Source organism: Brenneria sp. L4-2C (genome assembly GCF_040240335.1).
Lineage (GTDB): Bacteria > Pseudomonadota > Gammaproteobacteria > Enterobacterales > Enterobacteriaceae > Brenneria.
Genome location: NZ_JBEIAC010000011.1, coordinates 110,303 through 129,489, shown reverse-complemented (window position 1 = coordinate 129,489; position 19,187 = coordinate 110,303). Strand labels below are relative to the sequence as shown.

Genomic DNA, 19,187 nt, shown 5'->3' with positions numbered 1-19,187 from the left:
TTTAGTTTGGAACCTGAAGGCGTGATGACATAAATATCTAGCAAATGGAAGATTCAATCATGACGCCCCCCCACGCCATACCCGCCGACAGCACCATTACCATTTTCCGCGATCTGATCGCCGCCCTGCCCTTCGGGCAATTGGATGAAATCCAGCTCTGCGACCTCGGCGCTATCGCCGCCGAATCCATCGACGGCCTGTGTCACGGCCTGCACTATCTCGGCGACACGCTGCAAAATGATAACGAGATCCCGCCGGAAAGCATCTGCCAGCTTGGCGCTTGCCTCAACGCCAGCGCACATTTGATTCCGGCGTTATTGGCGGTATGTGAACAGACCCATCATCTTGGATTACCGCCTAAGTTTGCGGCCAACCCTTAGCCAGCACACGCCCCATCACCAAAGTAACGCCAATCCGTCAGGACACCCAGGTCACGTCCTGACGCTGTTTATCAGCGTACAACTTCTAAGCAGTTTTCCCATTAGGTATAGTAGTCGACAGGTAATGACAGCTTAAGGATGAGTATCGAATGGTCGCTATATACGTACAAGGTGAAAATAAAACCGGCCAGATGACTGACTGGACGTTGAGGTATAACAAGTCCAAAGGTGAACTATGGCTGACCTGCCATTTCCCTTCGGGTAAAACTTACAGTCGGCCAATAGACGATTGCCAAATTATCCCCACGGTGATTGAGAATGGAAACCTTCTGGTCGAAAAAGGAAAATCAAGGGGGACGCCCATTGAGAGCGCCACCACCTATGGCGGGAAATATACCGTCGTCCGTTATCCGCGAAACCACCATTTGGAGGTGATGGAAACGGATAATATCGAGACCATCCTTGAAAAGGATGTCAGCGCGGAAGCGGTTTTTAACTATTTCGCTTCGGTAGCGCAAGCGCGCATTGCTCTGGCCGACGAGGAAAAAAGGCCGATTGCTGAAAATATATTGCGCCAGTTGGGAAAGGTAACGCCCCATACAAATACCGTCCTGCATGCCTACTGTTCGGGGAAAAATCGCTCACAGGAACCCGTATCGCATTTTATTTTTCCTTTTGGCATCAATGAAAGCCAGTTGAAAGCGGTAGAGCAGGCATTCTCTTCGCAGATCAGCCTTATTGAAGGGCCGCCGGGTACCGGTAAAACACAAACAATATTAAACATTGTCGCCAATATTTTATTGCAGCAAAAGAGCGTCGCTATTTTATCCAATAACAATTCGGCTGTTGAAAATGTCTATGAGAAGTTAGCTAAAGCGGGGCTGGATTATCTGGTCGCTCAATTAGGTAGTGCAAAAAAACGAGAACAGTTTTTTGCTAAAAAGCCGCATCCGCTATCTGAACACCTCGCCGCCCCTCCCGAAATTCAGCATATCGATGCGATGTTACACAAACTGAAGACTCATCTGGCTGCCCAGAATCAGGCGGCACGACTGCGGGCTGAGATAGACGAATTATCGATAGAGAAAAAGTATCTACTTCAATGGCAACGTGAAAATGTAACCCTATCTCCTCAACCGCTCGAAAAATACCGACTGTCGCCACAGAAAATCACCGATCTCATGGCGTATTTAAACTACCTTTTCACCAAACGCATCGCATTCAAGGACAGGGTAGAGTTATTGTTAAACTTCAGGATCCTGCGCGTGGGGCCGTTCGAGGATTGGCAAAAACGGAAAGCCTTGATTTATTCTCTGCAACGTCACTATTACGAAAAAACCTTGCAGCAGAAAAAGGCCTCGTTGGCGGCATGTCAAAAAGAATTGCAGGATAATAATTTTAATGTGCTGCTGAAAAATCTGACCGAGGCCTCAATGGCTTATTTGAAAGCGCACCTCGTTCAGTTCGCGCCACATGATGAAAACTTTACTGCGGAAAATTACCTCAAGGAATTCAATACGTTTATAAAGCGTTATCCGATCATTGGCAGCAGCACCCACTCGATTATTAACTCTATCGCCAATGACGCGGTGCTTGATTACGTCATTATCGACGAAGCGTCGCAGCAGGACATTATTCCCGGTATTCTGGGACTGGGATGCGCGAAAAACCTGATTATCGTCGGAGACAGAAAACAACTGCAGCATGTTCCGGTCAAGCTCGATATACCTCCGCCGTCTGAATTTTATGATTGCGTAAACTACAGTTTACTGGACTCGTTTATCGGCATTTTTAAGAATAAGATCCCAGTGACGCTGTTAAAAGAACACTATCGCTGCCACCCTAAGATAATCCAGTTCTGTAATAAACAGTTTTATGACAACCAGCTCATCCCCATGACGCAGGATAAGGGAGAAGAAGCTTTATCGCTGATTGTCACCGCGAAAGGGAATCACACCAGAAAATACTCTAATTTGAGAGAGTTGGAATCACTGGAGGTGCTTGACTGGAACGAGGAAAATAACCGTGGATTTATTGCACCCTATAATAATCAGATCGCGCTCTCGCAGAAGCACCTGCCAGAAGATTTCGTGAAAGCGACGGTACATAAATTCCAGGGAAGAGAATGTGACGAGATCATTTTCTCCACCGTTTTGGATAAGAAATGGCACAGCCAAAGAAATATCGATTTTGTCGACGATCCTCATTTAGTTAATGTCGCCGTATCCCGCGCAAAAAATAATTTCACGCTGGTGACGGGTGATCATGTCTTTACCAAAAATAATAAACATATTGCCGCGTTAATCCGCTATATCGAATATTATGCGGATGATGAACAGATTCATCACAGCCCCGTTATCTCCGCCTTCGATCTGCTTTACAAAGAATATGATCGCTCGTTGGAAAAATTGAAGGCCAGATTGAATCCGCATGACTCCAAGCATATATCCGAGCAGATCGCGGCGCGCATATTGCGCGATATCCTGTCTCAGGATGACTACCAGACTATCACTTTTCACGCTCAGGTTGCCCTCAATCAGCTGGTTTCGTTAAAAAACAATACGTTTACGCCAGGCGAGTCCTCGTTCATGAACAATCGCGCCAGCTGTGACTTTGTACTCTATTTCAAAGTGGGCAAAACGCCGTTAGGCGTGATTGAAGTGGATGGGGGGTATCACGATACGCCCCGACAGGCTGAACGTGATGAGCTAAAAAATAGTATTCTGAGCAAAAGCCATATTCCATTACTCCGCATAAAAACCATCGATAGCAATATTGAAGGTAAAATCACGGCGTTTTTAGCGGATTGCCTGCAATAACAGGCTAACGGGAAAAGCAGGAAAACAAGCCATACTAAGGAAAACTCACTTATTTTCATGGGGATAATCGCTGAACGCGTCGAGAGATCTTCTGGCGAGATGTAGGCTATAGCGCCGTAATCTCATCGATCGACAAGTGCTTGCAAATAGCTTTCCAGGATATCCCGGCTCTGCGTCAACGCGTCCAGCTTGCGCGCTATCTTGTCCAATTCCGCCCGCAGCGCCGGACGCACCTGCGGGCAGGGTTTGAACGTCGAGCCTTGCTCGTCCATGCAGGGTATCACCCGGCGAATAGTCGCCAGATTAAGGCCGGCCTCGCTGAGCGTACGGATGCGCTCGACGATTTTCTCGTCAGCCACGCTGAACTCGCGATACCCCGATTCCCGACGGTCAGGCGTCAATAATCCGGCCTGTTCATAGTAGCGCAGCATCCGCACGCTGACCCCGGTACGCTTAGCCAGTTCGCCAATCTTCATGCCCACTACTCCCCTCTCGATAGCAATGTCCGTTGACTCTAACAGCGATGTCAGGGTTTAGGCTACGGGAAATTCCATTCCTGGGGAGAGTAAAATAATGTGGTACCGAATCAGTTTGCTGGCTTTAGGCACCTTCGCCATCGGCACGGATGGTTTTATCATCGCGGGTGTTTTACAGGATATTGCCGGACAACTCGACGTCAGCGTCGCCATGGCGGGCCAACTGGTTACCGGCTTTGCCGCGGTGTACGCGCTCAGCAGTCCGATAGTGGCGTCCGTCGCCGCAAACGTGCCGCGCAGGAAACTTTTGCTGGGCGCGATGGCGATTTTCATCGTCGGCAATGCGATAGCGGCGCTGGCGACCAGTTACCCTATGCTGTTTGCCGCTCGCATCATTACTGCGGTGTCATCGGCGGCGTATACGCCTTGCGCCTCGGTGGTTGCCGCTATGCTGGTCGCCCCGAATCAACGCGGACGAGCACTGTCGCTGGTCATGGGCGGCATCACCGTCTCGACCATTATCGGCGTGCCGCTGGGCGCCTGGATGGGCGAGTTCGGTGGTTTTCGCGCCGCGTTCTGGCTGATAACCGGCCTTGGCGCACTCGCCTTGCTGGGTCTGACCTTCTGGCTGCCAGACTTGGCGAATCCGCCCGCTATCGCGCTGCGCGCGCGGATACGGGCCTTGGTTCTCCCCGGCGTGCCGGTCACCTTGCTGGTCACCGCCCTGGCGATAGCCGCGGGTTTTACCGTCTATATCTATATCGGGCCGTTATTGACGGAAACGATGCAGGCGACTCAGCGCGACTTAGGAATGGTGCTGATGGCGTTTGGTATCGCCGGTACGCTGGGAAACGCGGCCAGCAGTTGGCTGGTGGACAACTGGGGCGTCAAACATACGGTATCGCTGAGCCTGTCGGTGGTCACCGTGATGCTGGCGTTTCTCCCCCTGAGCGCAACCACGCTCTGGAGCGCCTTGATAGGCGTATGTATCTGGAATATCGCGGCCTGGCTGCTGCTGCCGGCGCAACAGGCATATTTGCTGAGCGCCGCGCCGGAAGCCGGGCAAATACTGATCTCCCTGAATGCGTCGGCGATGTACCTGGGGATCGGTACTGCCGGTATGCTGGGCGGCGTCATCCTCCAAACCTGGAACGCCCGCGCGCTCGGCCCCGCCGCCGCGCTGGTGGCCGGTTGCGCATTACTGTTTCACCTCTTGCTTAAAAAAGCGACGTTATCGAAGCATGCATCACTCAAATAAGTAAAAACCGGCCGGCAGGAAGCCCTTCCCCGGCTGTAAAAAGTCCCCCTCGCTGTTCTCATCAACACCGGCGCCTGCCTGACGCCGGCATTGCCGCAGAAATATAAACAGGCGCAACGGCCTGCTCGCCCGCTACATGCAGATTCGCTAAAGCTAGTTATAAGAAAAAATTAATCAGTGATACGCCCTATGTTTTTTCTGAGATTGACTCACTAAGCTGGCATCAGTTACCGCGACTACCGGCAAGGCATTATGGGCTAAACTGTCCGCATACCTGAATGCTTCAACAACCCTGAGCCTTTGCAACGCAGGCAATACAACATGGCTAAACGAACAATGTCCGCCAATAAATCGATCGACATGTACGCCGTCCACGTTTTTGTGACGATGGCCGAGGCTGGCAGCATGACGGCGGCGGCGGCGCAGTTGGGTTTGACGCCGTCGGCGGTTTCGCAAACGCTCCGGCTGTTGGAAGAGGACTTTGGCGTCATGCTGATCAATCGGGCAAGACGCCCATTTGTATTGACGCCTTACGGCATCGCATTAAAAAACCGCGGGGAAGTGCTGACCGAAGAGATCGCCAACCTGAAAGCGCAGGTGCTGGAAGCGGGGCGCGGCATCAAGCCCGATCTGCGTATCGGCCTGGTTGATTCGTTCGCCATCACCTGCGGCTCCGTATTCACCAAACGTCTGCTGAAAAGCTCTTCGCAGCTGCTGATTCGCACCGGATTAAGCCCACAGCAGGGCGAAGCGCTGATGCGACGCGAGCTGGATCTTATCGTCACCAGCGATCCGCTGATCGATACCGACGGCGTGGTGCGTTACCGGCTGTTTTCCGAAGGCTATTTCATCATTACGCCGCCGGAATATCGACAACGTATAAAAACCATCGAAGATATTCGCGAGCTGTCCGCCGCGATGCCGCTGGTCAGGTTCAATCGCAACTCGCAGATCGGCATGCAGATTGAACGCTATCTGCGCAGAATAGATATTCGCGTCCCCAATATGCTCGAATTCGATAACGCGGATACCTTAACGTCGATGGTGGCGGCGGGGATCGGCTGGGCCGTTACCAGCCCCATCAGTTTTCTCCAGTCGGCAACCTATTCCAGACAGGTTTTAACGCATATGCCGGAACAGTTGAATATCAAGCGATCGCTTTATATCGTCGGACACCGTGATGAGTACAGCGCCTTCTTTGACGAAGCCTGTGATGTCACGCACGAAATAATCAAGACGGTATTTATTCCGAAATTGGAGGATCTTAATCGGGGAATAGAAAAACTGATTTCGATTAATTCAGACAGTACGGAATAACGAATATTTATATTTTCAACAATTGGGAGTAATACGACCAATGTAAATAAAACCATGCCATGAAAACACCCTAAATGATTTCATAACAAAGGGATGTCTTTCATGACACCTGAAGTCTGACGAAAATAAATACGTGATGGCGTATTTATCGAGATTCGTCGTTCTAAAAATAATATTTCAGTCATGATTAAAAAATCGTGACAGGCAACCTCGTCTTATTAATCAGCGGGTTGAATATTTTCGTGCAACAAAAAGGAATAATAATCATGTCAAATAAATTCCGTATCGAGGAAGATCTGTTAGGTACACGTGAAGTTCCCGCTAATGCGTATTACGGCATTCATACGCTCCGGGCTATTGAAAATTTCCATATCAGCAATAATACCATCGGCGATATTCCGGAATTTGTCCGCGCCATGGTGATGGTGAAAAAAGCGGCGGCGCTGGCTAACCGCGAGTTGCAGACCATTCCGCGTACCATCGCCGATACCATTATTCAGGCCTGTGACGAAGTGCTGAATAACGGCAAATGCCTGGATCAGTTCCCGGTGGACGTTTATCAAGGGGGCGCCGGCACCTCGGTGAATATGAATACCAACGAAGTGCTGGCGAATATCGGTCTGGAGTTGATGGGACATCTAAAAGGCGAATACCAATATCTCAGCCCGAACGATCATCTGAACAAGTGCCAGTCCACCAACGACGCCTACCCGACGGGCTTTCGCCTGGCGGTATACACCGCCATCCTGAAACTGGCGGAGGCCATTGTCGAGTTGGGACAAGGGTTTGAGCGTAAAGCCAAAGCATTTGAACATATCCTGAAAATGGGCCGCACCCAATTGCAGGACGCGGTGCCGATGACCCTGGGTCAGGAGTTTCACGCGTTCAACATCCTGCTGAAAGAAGAAAACAGGAATCTGCTGCATACCGCGGAACTGTTGCTGGAAGTCAATCTGGGCGCTACCGCAATCGGCACGCGCCTGAATACGCCGGATGAATATCAGCATCTGGCCGTCCAGCATCTGGCGCAAGTCAGCGGCTTGCCGTGCGTACCGGCCGAAGATCTGATCGAGGCGACTTCCGACTGCGGCGCCTATGTGATGGTGCATAGCGCCCTCAAGCGGGTAGCGGTGAAACTGTCGAAAATCTGTAACGACCTGCGTCTGCTCTCTTCCGGGCCGCGCGCCGGTCTGAACGAAATCAATCTGCCGGAGTTGCAGGCTGGCTCTTCCATTATGCCGGCGAAGGTTAACCCGGTGGTGCCGGAAGTGGTGAATCAGGTGTGTTTTAAGGTCATCGGTAACGACACCTGCGTGACCATGGCGGCCGAAGCCGGTCAGCTACAGTTAAACGTCATGGAACCGGTTATCGGGCAAGCCATGTTCGAGTCCATCCATATTCTGACCAACGCTTGCTATAACCTGCTGGAGAAATGCGTCAACGGCATTACCGCCAATAAAGCGGTGTGCGAAGCCTATGTCTTTAACTCCATCGGCATCGTCACCTACCTGAATCCGTTCATCGGCCACCACAACGGCGATATCGTCGGCAAAATCTGCGCCGAAACCGGCAAAAGCGTGCGTGAAGTGGTTCTGGAGCGCGGCCTGCTCACCGAAGATCAGTTGAACGACATCTTCTCTATCCAAAATCTGATGCATCCGACCTATAAAGCCAAGCGCTACACCGACGACAACGCATCCGTTTAATCACCCGATTGCCACAACAACGGTCAGGCACAGGATTATCCACACCCTGTGCCGCTGTTCCATAAGTAAAAATTATGGCTATACTCACCGTTTTCGAGATGCAGTACGGCGAAAACCGGACGAATCCTGAACGCTGAAACCGATCGGCGATCGGGCGCGGCCCGCCCCTGCGACATCAAAGACGTCGGGTATATCACATTGTTTTAAGGAGCATTGTATGCTGGTCCTGGAACTCATTATCGTGCTGCTCGCCATCTATCTGGGAGCGCGACTCGGCGGTATCGGCATTGGCTTTGCCGGTGGTCTGGGCGTGTTGATTCTCACGCTGGGTTTCCATATAAAACCGGGCGCCATCCCTTTCGATGTTATCGAAATCATCATGGCGGTTATCGCCGCCATCGCCGCCATGCAAGTGGCGGGCGGCATGGACTATCTTGTCAGCCTCGCGGAAAGACTGCTGCGCCGTCATCCCAAATACGTCACCTTTCTGGCCCCGCTGGTGACCTATTTTATGACTCTGCTGGCCGGTACGGGACACACCGCGTTCTCGACGCTGCCGGTTATCGCGGCGGTAGCCAAAGAACAGGGCATCAGGCCGTCGCGCCCGCTGTCGATCGCCGTGGTGGCTTCGCAGGTGGCGATTACCGCCTCGCCGATTTCCGCCGCGGTGGTGTTTGTCGCCGGTATTCTGGAGCCCTACGGCATCGGTTATCTGGCGCTGTTAGGTATTTGTATTCCCACCACGCTGGCCGCCGTGATGCTGGCCGCGCTCATCACCAACTTCCTGGGCAAGGAGCTGAAAGATGATGAAATTTATCAGGAACGTTTGAAAAAAGGCGACGTCGCCGTCGGCAATATCAATACGCAGGCGGTCAAACCCGGCGCCAAAGCGTCGGTACTGCTGTTTCTGCTCGGCATTATCGCCGTGGTGTTTTATGCCACCGCCATCAGCGATAACGTCAAATTGATCGCCAACCCGGTATTGCCGCGCAATGAGGCTATCGTAGTGTTTATGCTGACCATCGCCACGCTGATCTGCCTTATCGCTAAAATCGATACCGCGAAGGTGCTCACCGCCAGCACCTTTCGTTCCGGCATGAGCGCCTGCGTCTGCGTGATGGGCGTCGCCTGGTTGGGGGATACTTTCGTCAAGGCGCATATTAGCGACATTCAGGAAACCGCCGGCGCGCTGTTGCAAAACTATCCGTGGATGCTGGCCGTGGTGCTGTTTTTCGCCGCCATGCTGCTCTATTCACAAGCGGCGACCGCCAAGGCGCTGATGCCGGCGGCGCTGATGCTCGGGGTTTCGCCCATAACGGCGGTGGCCTCATTCGCCGCGGTCTCCGCCCTGTTCGTGCTGCCGACCTACCCGACCTTGCTGGCCGCAGTGGAAATGGATGACACCGGATCAACCCGCATCGGGAAATATGTGTTCAACCACTCGTTCCTGATTCCGGGCGTGCTGACCATTACGCTGTCGGTGATATTCGGCTTTATTCTCAGTCATATCCTGCTGTAACCCGGGGCAAAATAGCCGCCTGACGGGCGCTTTCGTTATTCCCTGAACAGAGTCCGGCATTTTTCGGGCTCCGGCCGCCGCCAAATGGCGGCCCCCCTTCCCCTCTTAACGTCCCCGCCGCCAGCAGGATGCCCTTCGCTCGCCGTAAAAACAGCAACTCTTACCGTTTTTCGCATCAATCGCCAAAGCCCGCCCACAGGCCGCTTAAGCCGTGGTAACGTAGAAAGCGCCAGATTATTGAACGCCCAGCAATTGGGATATATTAAAAGCGGCGCATTAAATAGAAAACGAGTTTCCCGGCGTATTGAACAGCCCGGTACGGCAAAAAAGAGAAAGGTGATATCAGTTATGACAAGCAAGAAAACAGCAACAGCCCTGGTCGCGGCGGGACGCAGCAAAAAATTCACGCAGGGTTCGGTCAATCCCGTGATCCAGCGCGCATCCTCTCTGGTATTCGACACGGTGAAGGATAAACACAACGCGGCCGTTAACCGCGCCAACGGCGCATTATTCTACGGCCGTCGCGGCACGCTGACCCATTTCTCTTTACAGGAAGCGATGGTCGAGCTGGAAGGCGGCGCCGGCTGCGCGCTATATCCCTGCGGCGCGGCGGCGATTTCCAACGCGATCTTCTCCTTCGTATCGGCGGGCGATCACGTGCTGGTCACCGGCGCCGCCTATGAGCCTACGCAGGATTTCTGTAACACCGTTCTTCGCAAGCTGAATATCGGCACCACCTATTTCGATCCGCTGATTGGCGCGGGCATCGCCGAATTAATCCAGGAAAACACCAAAGTAGTGTTTCTTGAATCACCCAACTCCATCACCATGGAAGTCCACGACGTTCCCGCCATTGTACAGGCCGTTCGCCGCATCAATCCGGAAATCGTTATCATCATGGATAATACCTGGGCGGCAGGCGTGCTGTTTAAGGCGCTGGATTTCGGCATTGATATCTCGGTGCAGTCCGGCACCAAGTACATGGTCGGCCACTCTGACGCCATGCTGGGTACGGCGGTGGCGAATGAACGTTGCTGGGGCCAGTTGCGCGAGCATTCGTATCTGATGGGGCAAATGGTGGATGCCGATACCGCCTATATCGCCAGCCGCGGTCTGCGGACGTTGGGCGTGCGGCTTAAACAGCATCAGGAAAGCAGCATTCGCATCGCCAAATGGCTGTCTGAACGCCCCGAAGTGGCGGTGGTCAATCACCCGGCGCTGCCGCAATGCAAAGGACATGAATTCTACGTGCGTGATTTTCAAGGCAGCAGCGGCCTGTTTTCATTTGTATTAAAAGACAAACTGAACCCCGCGCAGTTGGCCGGCTATCTGGATAACTTCGAGCATTTCAGCATGGCGTATTCCTGGGGCGGCTTTGAATCGCTGATTCTGGCCAATCAGCCGGAACAGCTGGCGTCGATTCGCCCGGCGACCGGCGTTGATTTTACCGGCACGCTCATCCGGTTGCATATCGGACTTGAAGACAGCGACGATCTGATTGACGATCTGGCTCGCGGCTTTGACAGAATTCGGGAAGTGTGACGGCGCCAGGCTGCCGGCCCTTGATTTAGCTGCATTGAGGTGGGTAAAGCGTGTATCATAGGCAAGACAATCTTAACTAAAAACCGCTTTACCCTAACTTAACGCTTATTCTAATCAGCATTAATCAACCGTATAAGTTTTTGGCCCTGCGCTGGTTTCAGCGTATAGCAGTACAACATGGTCGGGCAGTTTCGCCCCGTTTTTGTTTTTAGGGCTTCAGTCACCTGACAGGAAGTAATATGAGTGTGGTTCACGAAATTATTCACGCGCTATGGCATCAGGATTTTAGCGCGCTGGCAGACCCCCATGTCATTTGGGTGGTGTATGGCATTTTATTCACAACCCTATTTCTGGAAAACGGGTTGCTGCCGGCCTCTTTTCTTCCCGGCGATAGCCTGCTGCTGCTGGCCGGCGCCATGATCGCCAAAGGCGTGATGAGTTTTATCCCCACCATGATTCTGCTGACCGTCGCCGCCAGCCTCGGATGCTGGTTCAGTTATCTTCAGGGACGCTGGCTGGGGGATACCCGGCTGGTTAAAGGCTGGCTGTTGCAGCTCCCCGCCCACTACCATCAGCGCGCCTACCATCTGTTCAACCGCCACGGACTGCTGGCGCTGCTGATTGGCCGCTTCCTGGCGTTCATCCGCACGTTATTGCCCACCCTCGCCGGTATTTCCGGGCTGAATAATACCCGTTTCCAGATATTCAACTGGCTCAGCGGTTTTCTGTGGGTCGGCGGCATCGTAACGCTCGGTTACGCCATGAGCCATATTCCGCTGGTAAAACGCTATGAAGATCAGGTGATGACCGCCCTGATCCTGCTGCCGATGATCCTGCTGGTCAGCGGATTGATCGGTCTCGTCGTGATGGTCTGGCGTAAGAGACACGCCGCGGCCTGAGCGTTTCCACCTTGAGCCGGAAGCATGACGCCGTTGATTTTCCCGCCGTCGGGAATTTGCCTGCCGCGTAGCGTAAAATCGCCGCCGCATTCTCTACTATAATGAATCGATATGCCCAATATGCTCATAGCCCGCCGGCTATGACATCAACGGGCTATTCGTTTCCGTTATCGCGATGATTAACGGTAGAAAAAAGGGGAATGACATGACGCAACTAAAACTTAAACTGGCTGACGGCAATATCATGCCGCAGTTGGGCCTTGGCGTCTGGCAGGCAAGCAACGCGGAGACCGTGACCGCCGTAACCGCCGCTTTGCAAACCGGTTATCGCGCCATTGATACCGCCGCCATTTATAAAAATGAAGAGGGGGTCGGCCAGGCATTGCAATCTGCGGCCATCCCGCGTGAAGAGCTCTTTATCACCACCAAACTCTGGAACAGCGATCAGAAAACGCCGCAGAAGGCGCTGGAAGAGAGCCTGCAAAAGCTGCAATTGAGCTATGTGGATCTTTATCTGATTCACTGGCCGTTACCGCAACAAAACACCTATGTGGATGCGTGGCGGGGATTAATTAAATTACAGGAACAAGGGCTGGTGAAAAGCATCGGCGTCAGCAACTTCCATCCGCAGCATTTACAGCGGTTAAAAGATGAAACCGGCGTCTTTCCCGTCATCAACCAAATTGAGCTGCATCCGCTGTTTCAGCAACGTCAGCTTCATGCCTGGAACGCCACCCATCGGATTCAAACCGAGTCCTGGAGTCCGCTGGCGCAGGGCGGCAAGGGGGTTTTCGACCAGCCGATTATCCGCAAGCTGGCCACGAAATATGATAAAACCCCGGCGCAAATCGTGATCCGCTGGCATTTGGACAGCGGACTGGTCGTCATCCCCAAATCCGTCACCCCGGCCCGCATCAAAGAAAACTTCGACGTGTTTGATTTCCGTCTGGACAAAGACGAGCTGGGCGAAATCGCCAAACTGGACAGCGGCAAACGCCTGGGTCCCGACCCGGATAATATGAAAATCATCTGACGCGACGTTCTCGCCGGCAAGATTGCTTTCTGCCGGCAACGCGCATCAATCCGTTACCTGAAACTCATACAGGTCGCTGCGGCAATAGATTTCGCAGTATTCCAGCAGATCGCCCTGCGCGTCGTACGTGTGCTGGCGGGATAACAGCAACGGCGAATCCGGCGCAACGCCGAGATAGCCGGCCACGTCCGCCGGCGCGGCCACCGCTTTTAACCGATAGCGTTTTTTATCCGGGTGGATATCGCGCTCCGCCCAGTATTGGTACAGCGAATGCTCCAGTTGTTCCGGGTCCGGCAATAACGCCAGCGGGATCCATAGGATCTCCAGCGATGCCGGTTCGCCATTAATCAACCGAACCCGCCGCAGATGGGTCACCCCTGTGCCGCCGGGCAAAGACATTTCCTCAGCGATCGCGGCCGGAAGCCGTTTTCTGCTTCTTTCCAGCCAGAGATTGCCCGCTTTGCCGCCGTTACGCCGCACCAGCGCGGTAAATCCCGACTCATCCTTGTCCAGAGAATAATGCAAACGCTGGCTCACCCGGGTGCCGATGCCTTGCTGACGCACGATCAGCCCTTTCTCTTCCAGCAGCGCCAACGCGCGTGAGACGGTCACGCGAGACAGGCCCGTCTGTTGCGCAATCAATCTCTCGGCGGGTAAAAACTGGCCGGACAGCTCCTTTCGCCGTTTGATTTCCGCTTTCAGCAGCGAAGCAAGCTGCATATAACGGGGAGCGGCTGACGGCTCGCCCAGCCGGGCTTTAACCCAAAGTAGTAGTTCCTGCATGTTGCATGCCTTTTTATTGTTTTTACGCTGTATTCAGCCTACGCAATTGTTAAACAAAAATGTTGAATCGATGATCAGAGAAAACGAAGTCCATCGGACTGACATTGGTATCTTATAGGCATTAAATTGGACTTGCACCCGTGAATTGAATTCCGTAAACTCATGCCGCGATGCCAACACCAGGGTCATCCATTGACCGACGCCAAAGCTCCCCCCATGACGCCATTTCCGGCTGCCTGCACGGGTAAATGGTCGGTAACGTGATGGGAGCTCCCCGGAATTATAAACGTAGAAGCAGGTCCGCCGGCATTTTTTAGCTGACGCGAGAATAGCCTGCCGATTCCGGTTAATAATATCGCCGCGGTTCCATTGGCCGCAGGCGAAAATACCGATGATACATATAAAATCATCGTTTTAACGATAAATACATTAACGAATCTGATAATGCGTTCGGGCCAACGCGTCTCTTTTTTATACCGCGCCAGCCTGAGCGCATCGGATAAAACATCAGTCATCCCGCATGCGAGGCCGCCCGAATGTTCGGCGTGACGCGCTCTTATCTGCTACCCTTATCGGCTGGTACGGATACCATCGGAACCCTCACCACAGCGATGGGCGGCGAATGAAACGGCATTCGTACTTTCCCCGCGGCATGGTTTATCACCATCAATCAGGATAACCCGATTGATTTCCCCCTTTGCCGCCATTCGTTGTCAACCAAGGCTAAAAGGAGCAATGCCGCTATGGGTGAGATACAACACCATCAACATCAAGACAGGCAACCGCAAAACAAAACCTGGAAAGTGGAAAGCGCCGGCATCGATCGCATCCCGGAAGCGGAGCGCACCGGTAAGCCCCTGGAATTATTCTGGATCTGGTGCGCGGCCAACATCGGTATTCTCGGCATTGTTTATGGCGCCATCATCGTCTCGTTCGGCCTCTCTTTTATACAATCAATCCTTGCCGCCATGCTTGGCGTCGCCAGCTTCGCACTCGTCGGTTTTACCTCGTTTGCCGGCCAAATCGGCCGCACCGCCACCCTGACGCTCTCTCGCGCCATTTTCGGCCTGAAAGGCAATATCGCGCCGACCGCATTCAGTTGGCTTACGCTGATGGGATGGGAGGCCGTTAACCTCATCACTGGCACGCTGACGCTATCCGCCCTGTTTACCGCCATGGGATTGAACGGCGGCGCCACGCTGACAGCGGTTTGTTTACTGCTGTTCGGCGGCCTGACCATTGCGGTCAGTATTCTGGGACAAAACACGCTGATCCTGCTGCAAAGTTGGATCACGCGAATTTTCGGCACCATGACGCTGATTGTGGTGATTTATGTTCTGTTCAATACGCCGTGGCATAAGGTGTTGTCGCTGCCGTCCGGCGACTGGCTAACCGGCTTTCTCCCCGCCGTGTCGGTCATTGCCGCCGGTACCGGCATAGGCTGGACTATCGCCGGCGCGGATTACAGCCGTTATCAGAGCCCCGCTTCCCGTCGCGGCAGCGTGTTCGCCGCCGTCGTGGGCGGTTCCGCCCTGCCGCTGATATTGCTGATGCTGGCCGGTATTCTGCTGTCATCCCAGTTGCCCGAGCTCGCCAGTTCGGCCAACCCCATTGCGCTGATCGGTACGGTACTGCCGACCTGGATGGCGGTTCCCTATTTATTAACCGCCACGGCGGGCATTATCACGATTGCCGTATTAAGCCTGTATTCCGCCAGCCTTAACCTGTTGACCATCGGCGTCAAAGTGCCTCAGCCGGTCGCGGTGGCCATTGACGCCGTACTGGTGGTGGGCGTCGCCATCTATGTGCTGTTTGTTTCCGGCGACTTCCTGACGCCCTTTATCTCCTTCCTGATTTTCTGCGGTTTGTTCCTCGGCCCCTGGTCCGCGGTGTTCATCCTTGATTACTTCCTGCTGCGTCGCCGTCACGGCTACAGCGACGATCTGGTATTTGGCTTACACGGCAGGAATCTGGGCGTACGCTGGGCGCCGCTATTTTGCTGGCTGCTGGGCGCCGTCGCCGGTCTGATGGTGACGAAAACCGGCTTTATCGACGGACCGCTGGCGGTGGGTATTTTCGCCGACTCCAGTTTAGGGCTGTTTATCTCATTCGCCATCAGTCTGATCGCCTACCGGCTCTATCTGCTGGTCGAGCCGCGGGAGAGATTGCGATGAAAGCCTTTACGCCCGAACGCCCCGTCGCGGTGGTCGGCGGCGCCTGCGGCGATATGCTGCTGGCGCTGCCGCGCCTGCCGGTCAGCGGCGAAGATATCGAAGGCCAGGATCTCGGTCGGCAGATCGGCGGCTGCGCGTTTAACGTCGCCCGCGCCTTATACCGCCTCAACGTGCCGATGATCAACGGGATGCCGGTCGGCAACGGGCCGTGGGGAAAAACCGTCGAAGCCGCGATGAACGAGATGAACCTGCCGGTGCTATTGCGCCATAGCGAAATGGATAACGGCTGGTGCCTGGCGATGACGGAGCCTGACGGTGAACGGACGTTTATCGGCATTACCGGTTGCGAGGCGCACTGTAGCCGGGCAATGTTGCAACAGTTAGCGATGCCTGACAACGCGCTGCTGTACGTTAACGGATATGAACTGTTCGGCGAAGGCGGACGGGATCTGCGCCAATGGACGCTGGAACAAACGCAGCAGAAGCTGATCGATTTCGGCCCGCGCCTCCCTTTTATTCCGGGAGAATTTATTCACGCGCTGGCCGGCAGCAATACCATTCTGACCCTGAACCGCGATGAAACCCGCCAACTGTGCGGAGAAGGCGATGGGGTCTCACAGGCGCTGCGCTACGCACAGCGCAGCGGCTTAACGCTGATTTGCCGACTGGACAAGGAAGGCGCCTGGATTTGCCCGCCGAACGGCGAGGCGACGGCCGTCGCGGCTTATCCTGCGCAGGTTGTCGATACCATTGGCGCCGGCGACGCGCACTGCGCCGGTTTGCTGGCCGGGTTATCCGCGAGCTGGCCGCTGGCGGACGCCGTCGATCTGGCGAATCGGGTGGCGGCCTGCGTCGCCGCCGGTCGGGGCGCGGCGGCCGCGCCGGACTGGGATACCCTGCGCCGGCGCTTCCCGGCATCCCGCCGGCAATAAGCGCGTTGCCGGCCTGCTCCCGATCAGGCCGAAGGCTGCACCACCAGTTGACCGGTCAGGCCGCGATCGGCCAATTCCAGCGTCTGGCTGTAATACAGAAAAGGAAACGCCTGCGAGGACGGCTGGGTAAAATAGACCAGCAGTTCGACATCGCTGTCCACCCACACCGTATCCTTCCAGCCGCTGTCCTCTACCGGTACCGCGCCGCCGTTGACGCTGCGCACCAAAAACTTCACCCCCTGCATATGGAATGGCTGCGGGGTATCGGCATGAAGAATCCAACGTTCGCAGCGGCCCAGTTGGGTCTGCACGTCGATACGCGTCATATCCCACATGGCGCCGTTGATGCTCGGCGGACTATCGCTCAGGCGAAACTCGCGCGTACGGCTGATGCTGCCTTCAATAATATTATCCGCCAGCAAACGCATCGGCAAATTGCTCGTCACCAGTGGCAATAATCCGGTCGGCTTAAGGGTTAATACCTGCGTTGAAATCAAAATGCTGGACGGTTCAAACAGCCCGCGCAGCCGGTCCATTATCCCGGCTGATTCGCCCGCCGTCAGCGTCACTTCCTCGCCCTGCGTCATATCAATCAGAATTTCCCGCCGCTCGCCGGGCGCCAGCGAGATCTGGTTAACCGCCATCGGCGCGGGCAGCAAGCCCTGATCGCTGGCGATCACATGAATCGGCCGTGCGTCGCTCATCCGCATAATATAACGACGGGCATTTGACGCATTCAGCAGCCGTAACCGCACCCAGCCGCGCGACACTTCGACATAAGGGTTCTGCGCACCGTTGACCAGCAGCGTATCGCCGACGAAGCCCTCGTTGCCCGCCGGGCTATAAATCGGCACGCCGAAGCTATCCAGGCGTTTATCCTGAATAATCAGCGGGAAGTCATCCACGCCATAATGATTGGGGATAGGTAATGATTTCGCGGCGCTATCTTCCACCAGCCAGAGTCCCGCCAGTCCGTTATACACATGTGGCGCCATGCGGTTCGGCGTATTGGCATGATACCAGCAGGTGGCCGACGGCTGTCGGATCGGCAATACCGGAGACCAATCCATACCCGGCGGTATCATACGCGCCGCGCCGCCCATCAACGATCCGGAAACCTGCAATCCGCTGACCGTCATCGATACCGGTTCATTGAGCCGATTGCTATAAATCAGCTTAACGTCATCGCCGTCAAATACCCGTACCGTCGGCCCCAGATAATGTCCGTTAATGCCCCAGACCGACGTTTTACGCGTATCGGTGAAAGCCCAGTGCGCCCGTTGCATCGTCAGAAACAGAGGCTGCCCTCTACGCGACTCCAGCAATGGCGGGATCGGCAACACGGTCGAAGTACCGCTTACCCTGGCCAATAATGGCGTGCTGCCCGCACAATATAACGCAAACCCCGATGCCTGAATAAACTGACGCCGGCTGAGTGACATAGTGACTCCGTAAATCGATTAAACCGTATAAAAGATTTAACTTTCGATTAGAAAAATAGCCCTCTTACCGGACAGCAAAGAGGGGGGTGCCGTTTTCAATTATTTTTTTCCGCTGCTTCGCGTTCCGCCACTTCCGCATCTAACTGCGCCAGTTTGGCGGCCATAATATCATGGCAGTAGGTCGTCAATTCGCGCACTTGCTCTTTGCTATAAGAACTGGTGTCAATCGGCGGCAGCATTTCTATGATGACATGACCATTATTCCAGCGATTCAGTTTTATTTTATTGCTGGTGGTGGAAACGCAAATCGGCACGACCGGCACGCCCGCGCTGATGGCGGCGTGAAATGCCCCCGTCTTAAACGGCAGTAATCCACGGCCCCGGCTGCGCGTGCCTTCAGGAAACATCCAAATGGAAATATTTTCCTCTTTGATGTGTTTGACCACCTGAGCAATGGTGCCGTGCGCTTTGGCCCGATTGTCGCGATCGATCAACAGGTTCCCCGTCAACCAATACAGGGGGCCGAAGAAAGGGATCCATAACAGGCTTTTCTTACCCACGGTAATGGTGCGCGGTTGCACCACATTGGCGGCGGTGACCATATCGTAATTATTCTGGTGATTCGCGATATAAATACAGTTGCCGTAATGCGCGGCCTCCGGCGGGACCCGCACCTCGACTTTCAAGCCAAAAACTACGGACAGGCGACCAAAAAGGTGACCGAATGTCGCTACGTGACGTGGATTTTTAGGGCTGAAAAGACAGTAAATAGATCCGAAAATACAAACTAAAATCGAAAAGACAATCACCACAATAAAACGAAGAATGAATAGCATAACAACCTCAATTAGCCAACTGCCGCCGCTAGTATAGCTATTTTGCTATAAAACACACGGTGATTCCTTGA

Annotated in this window: 16 protein-coding genes; 11 read left to right on the top strand and 5 right to left on the bottom strand. The window is 54.1% G+C overall.

What is annotated here, in order from left to right:
• Positions 1 to 59 precede the first annotated feature (59 nt).
• The gene (locus tag ABRZ26_RS16390; protein WP_319605223.1) at positions 60 to 380 is read left to right on the top strand and encodes a hypothetical protein; all 321 of its coding nucleotides are present in this window, start codon (positions 60 to 62) and stop codon (positions 378 to 380) included.
• A 149-nt stretch (positions 381 to 529) separates the two neighbouring features.
• The gene (locus ABRZ26_RS16385; RefSeq protein WP_319605222.1) at positions 530 to 3,199 is read left to right on the top strand and encodes a DEAD/DEAH box helicase; all 2,670 of its coding nucleotides are present in this window, start codon (positions 530 to 532) and stop codon (positions 3,197 to 3,199) included.
• Between the two features lie 122 nt (positions 3,200 to 3,321).
• On the opposite strand, the gene ABRZ26_RS16380 is transcribed toward ABRZ26_RS16385, so the two are convergent.
• Positions 3,322 to 3,675, bottom strand: coding sequence for a MerR family transcriptional regulator (locus ABRZ26_RS16380; RefSeq protein ID WP_319605221.1), 354 nt, complete (start codon positions 3,673 to 3,675; stop codon positions 3,322 to 3,324).
• A 97-nt stretch (positions 3,676 to 3,772) separates the two neighbouring features.
• Between ABRZ26_RS16380 and ABRZ26_RS16375 the strand changes: the two genes are divergently transcribed.
• The 7 genes from ABRZ26_RS16375 to dkgA all read left to right on the top strand — a co-directional run bounded on the left by ABRZ26_RS16375 (position 3,773) and on the right by dkgA (position 12,949).
• The gene (locus ABRZ26_RS16375; RefSeq protein ID WP_319605220.1) at positions 3,773 to 4,933 is read left to right on the top strand and encodes an MFS transporter; all 1,161 of its coding nucleotides are present in this window, start codon (positions 3,773 to 3,775) and stop codon (positions 4,931 to 4,933) included.
• Positions 4,934 to 5,254: 321 nt separating this feature from the next.
• Positions 5,255 to 6,250 (top strand): LysR family transcriptional regulator, encoded by a 996-nt coding sequence (locus tag ABRZ26_RS16370; protein WP_319605219.1) that lies wholly within the window; start codon positions 5,255 to 5,257, stop codon positions 6,248 to 6,250.
• Positions 6,251 to 6,516: 266 nt separating this feature from the next.
• The gene (aspA, locus tag ABRZ26_RS16365; RefSeq protein ID WP_319605218.1) at positions 6,517 to 7,956 is read left to right on the top strand and encodes an aspartate ammonia-lyase; all 1,440 of its coding nucleotides are present in this window, start codon (positions 6,517 to 6,519) and stop codon (positions 7,954 to 7,956) included.
• Positions 7,957 to 8,173: 217 nt separating this feature from the next.
• Positions 8,174 to 9,475: an anaerobic C4-dicarboxylate transporter gene (locus tag ABRZ26_RS16360; RefSeq protein WP_319605217.1), complete on the top strand. Its 1,302-nt coding sequence runs from the start codon at positions 8,174 to 8,176 to the stop codon at positions 9,473 to 9,475.
• 348 nt (positions 9,476 to 9,823) lie between these two features.
• Complete coding sequence (metC, locus tag ABRZ26_RS16355) at positions 9,824 to 11,017, top strand: cystathionine beta-lyase (RefSeq protein ID WP_319605216.1); 1,194 nt, start codon at positions 9,824 to 9,826, stop codon at positions 11,015 to 11,017.
• Positions 11,018 to 11,256: 239 nt separating this feature from the next.
• The gene (locus ABRZ26_RS16350) at positions 11,257 to 11,916 is read left to right on the top strand and encodes a DedA family protein (protein ID WP_319605215.1); all 660 of its coding nucleotides are present in this window, start codon (positions 11,257 to 11,259) and stop codon (positions 11,914 to 11,916) included.
• Positions 11,917 to 12,121: 205 nt separating this feature from the next.
• Positions 12,122 to 12,949 carry a 2,5-didehydrogluconate reductase DkgA gene (dkgA, locus tag ABRZ26_RS16345; RefSeq protein WP_319605214.1) on the top strand — a complete coding sequence of 276 codons (828 nt, stop codon included), beginning with the start codon at positions 12,122 to 12,124 and terminating at the stop codon, positions 12,947 to 12,949.
• Positions 12,950 to 12,994: 45 nt separating this feature from the next.
• Here dkgA and ABRZ26_RS16340 read toward each other — a convergent pair whose 3' ends face one another.
• A complete protein-coding gene (locus ABRZ26_RS16340) occupies positions 12,995 to 13,732 on the bottom strand; it encodes a GntR family transcriptional regulator (RefSeq protein WP_319605213.1) in 738 nt (245 codons plus the stop codon).
• 185 nt (positions 13,733 to 13,917) lie between these two features.
• Positions 13,918 to 14,247 carry a hypothetical protein gene (locus tag ABRZ26_RS16335; protein WP_319605212.1) on the bottom strand — a complete coding sequence of 110 codons (330 nt, stop codon included), beginning with the start codon at positions 14,245 to 14,247 and terminating at the stop codon, positions 13,918 to 13,920.
• A gap of 228 nt (positions 14,248 to 14,475) precedes the next feature.
• Here ABRZ26_RS16335 and ABRZ26_RS16330 point away from each other — a divergent pair, with 228 nt between their 5' ends.
• Positions 14,476 to 15,906: a purine-cytosine permease family protein gene (locus tag ABRZ26_RS16330; RefSeq protein WP_319605211.1), complete on the top strand. Its 1,431-nt coding sequence runs from the start codon at positions 14,476 to 14,478 to the stop codon at positions 15,904 to 15,906.
• Positions 15,903 to 16,838, top strand: a complete 936-nt coding sequence (locus ABRZ26_RS16325) for a PfkB family carbohydrate kinase (RefSeq protein WP_319605210.1) — start codon at positions 15,903 to 15,905, stop codon at positions 16,836 to 16,838. Before ABRZ26_RS16330 ends, ABRZ26_RS16325 begins: the two co-directional genes overlap by 4 nt.
• 23 nt (positions 16,839 to 16,861) lie before the next feature.
• Here ABRZ26_RS16325 and ftsP read toward each other — a convergent pair whose 3' ends face one another.
• Both ftsP and ABRZ26_RS16315 read right to left on the bottom strand, forming a co-directional pair.
• Positions 16,862 to 18,280 (bottom strand): cell division protein FtsP, encoded by a 1,419-nt coding sequence (ftsP, locus tag ABRZ26_RS16320; RefSeq protein WP_319605209.1) that lies wholly within the window; start codon positions 18,278 to 18,280, stop codon positions 16,862 to 16,864.
• A gap of 95 nt (positions 18,281 to 18,375) precedes the next feature.
• Entirely contained in the window at positions 18,376 to 19,116 is a 741-nt protein-coding gene (locus ABRZ26_RS16315; protein ID WP_319605208.1) for a 1-acylglycerol-3-phosphate O-acyltransferase, read from the bottom strand.
• Between the last annotated feature and the right edge of the window lie 71 nt (positions 19,117 to 19,187).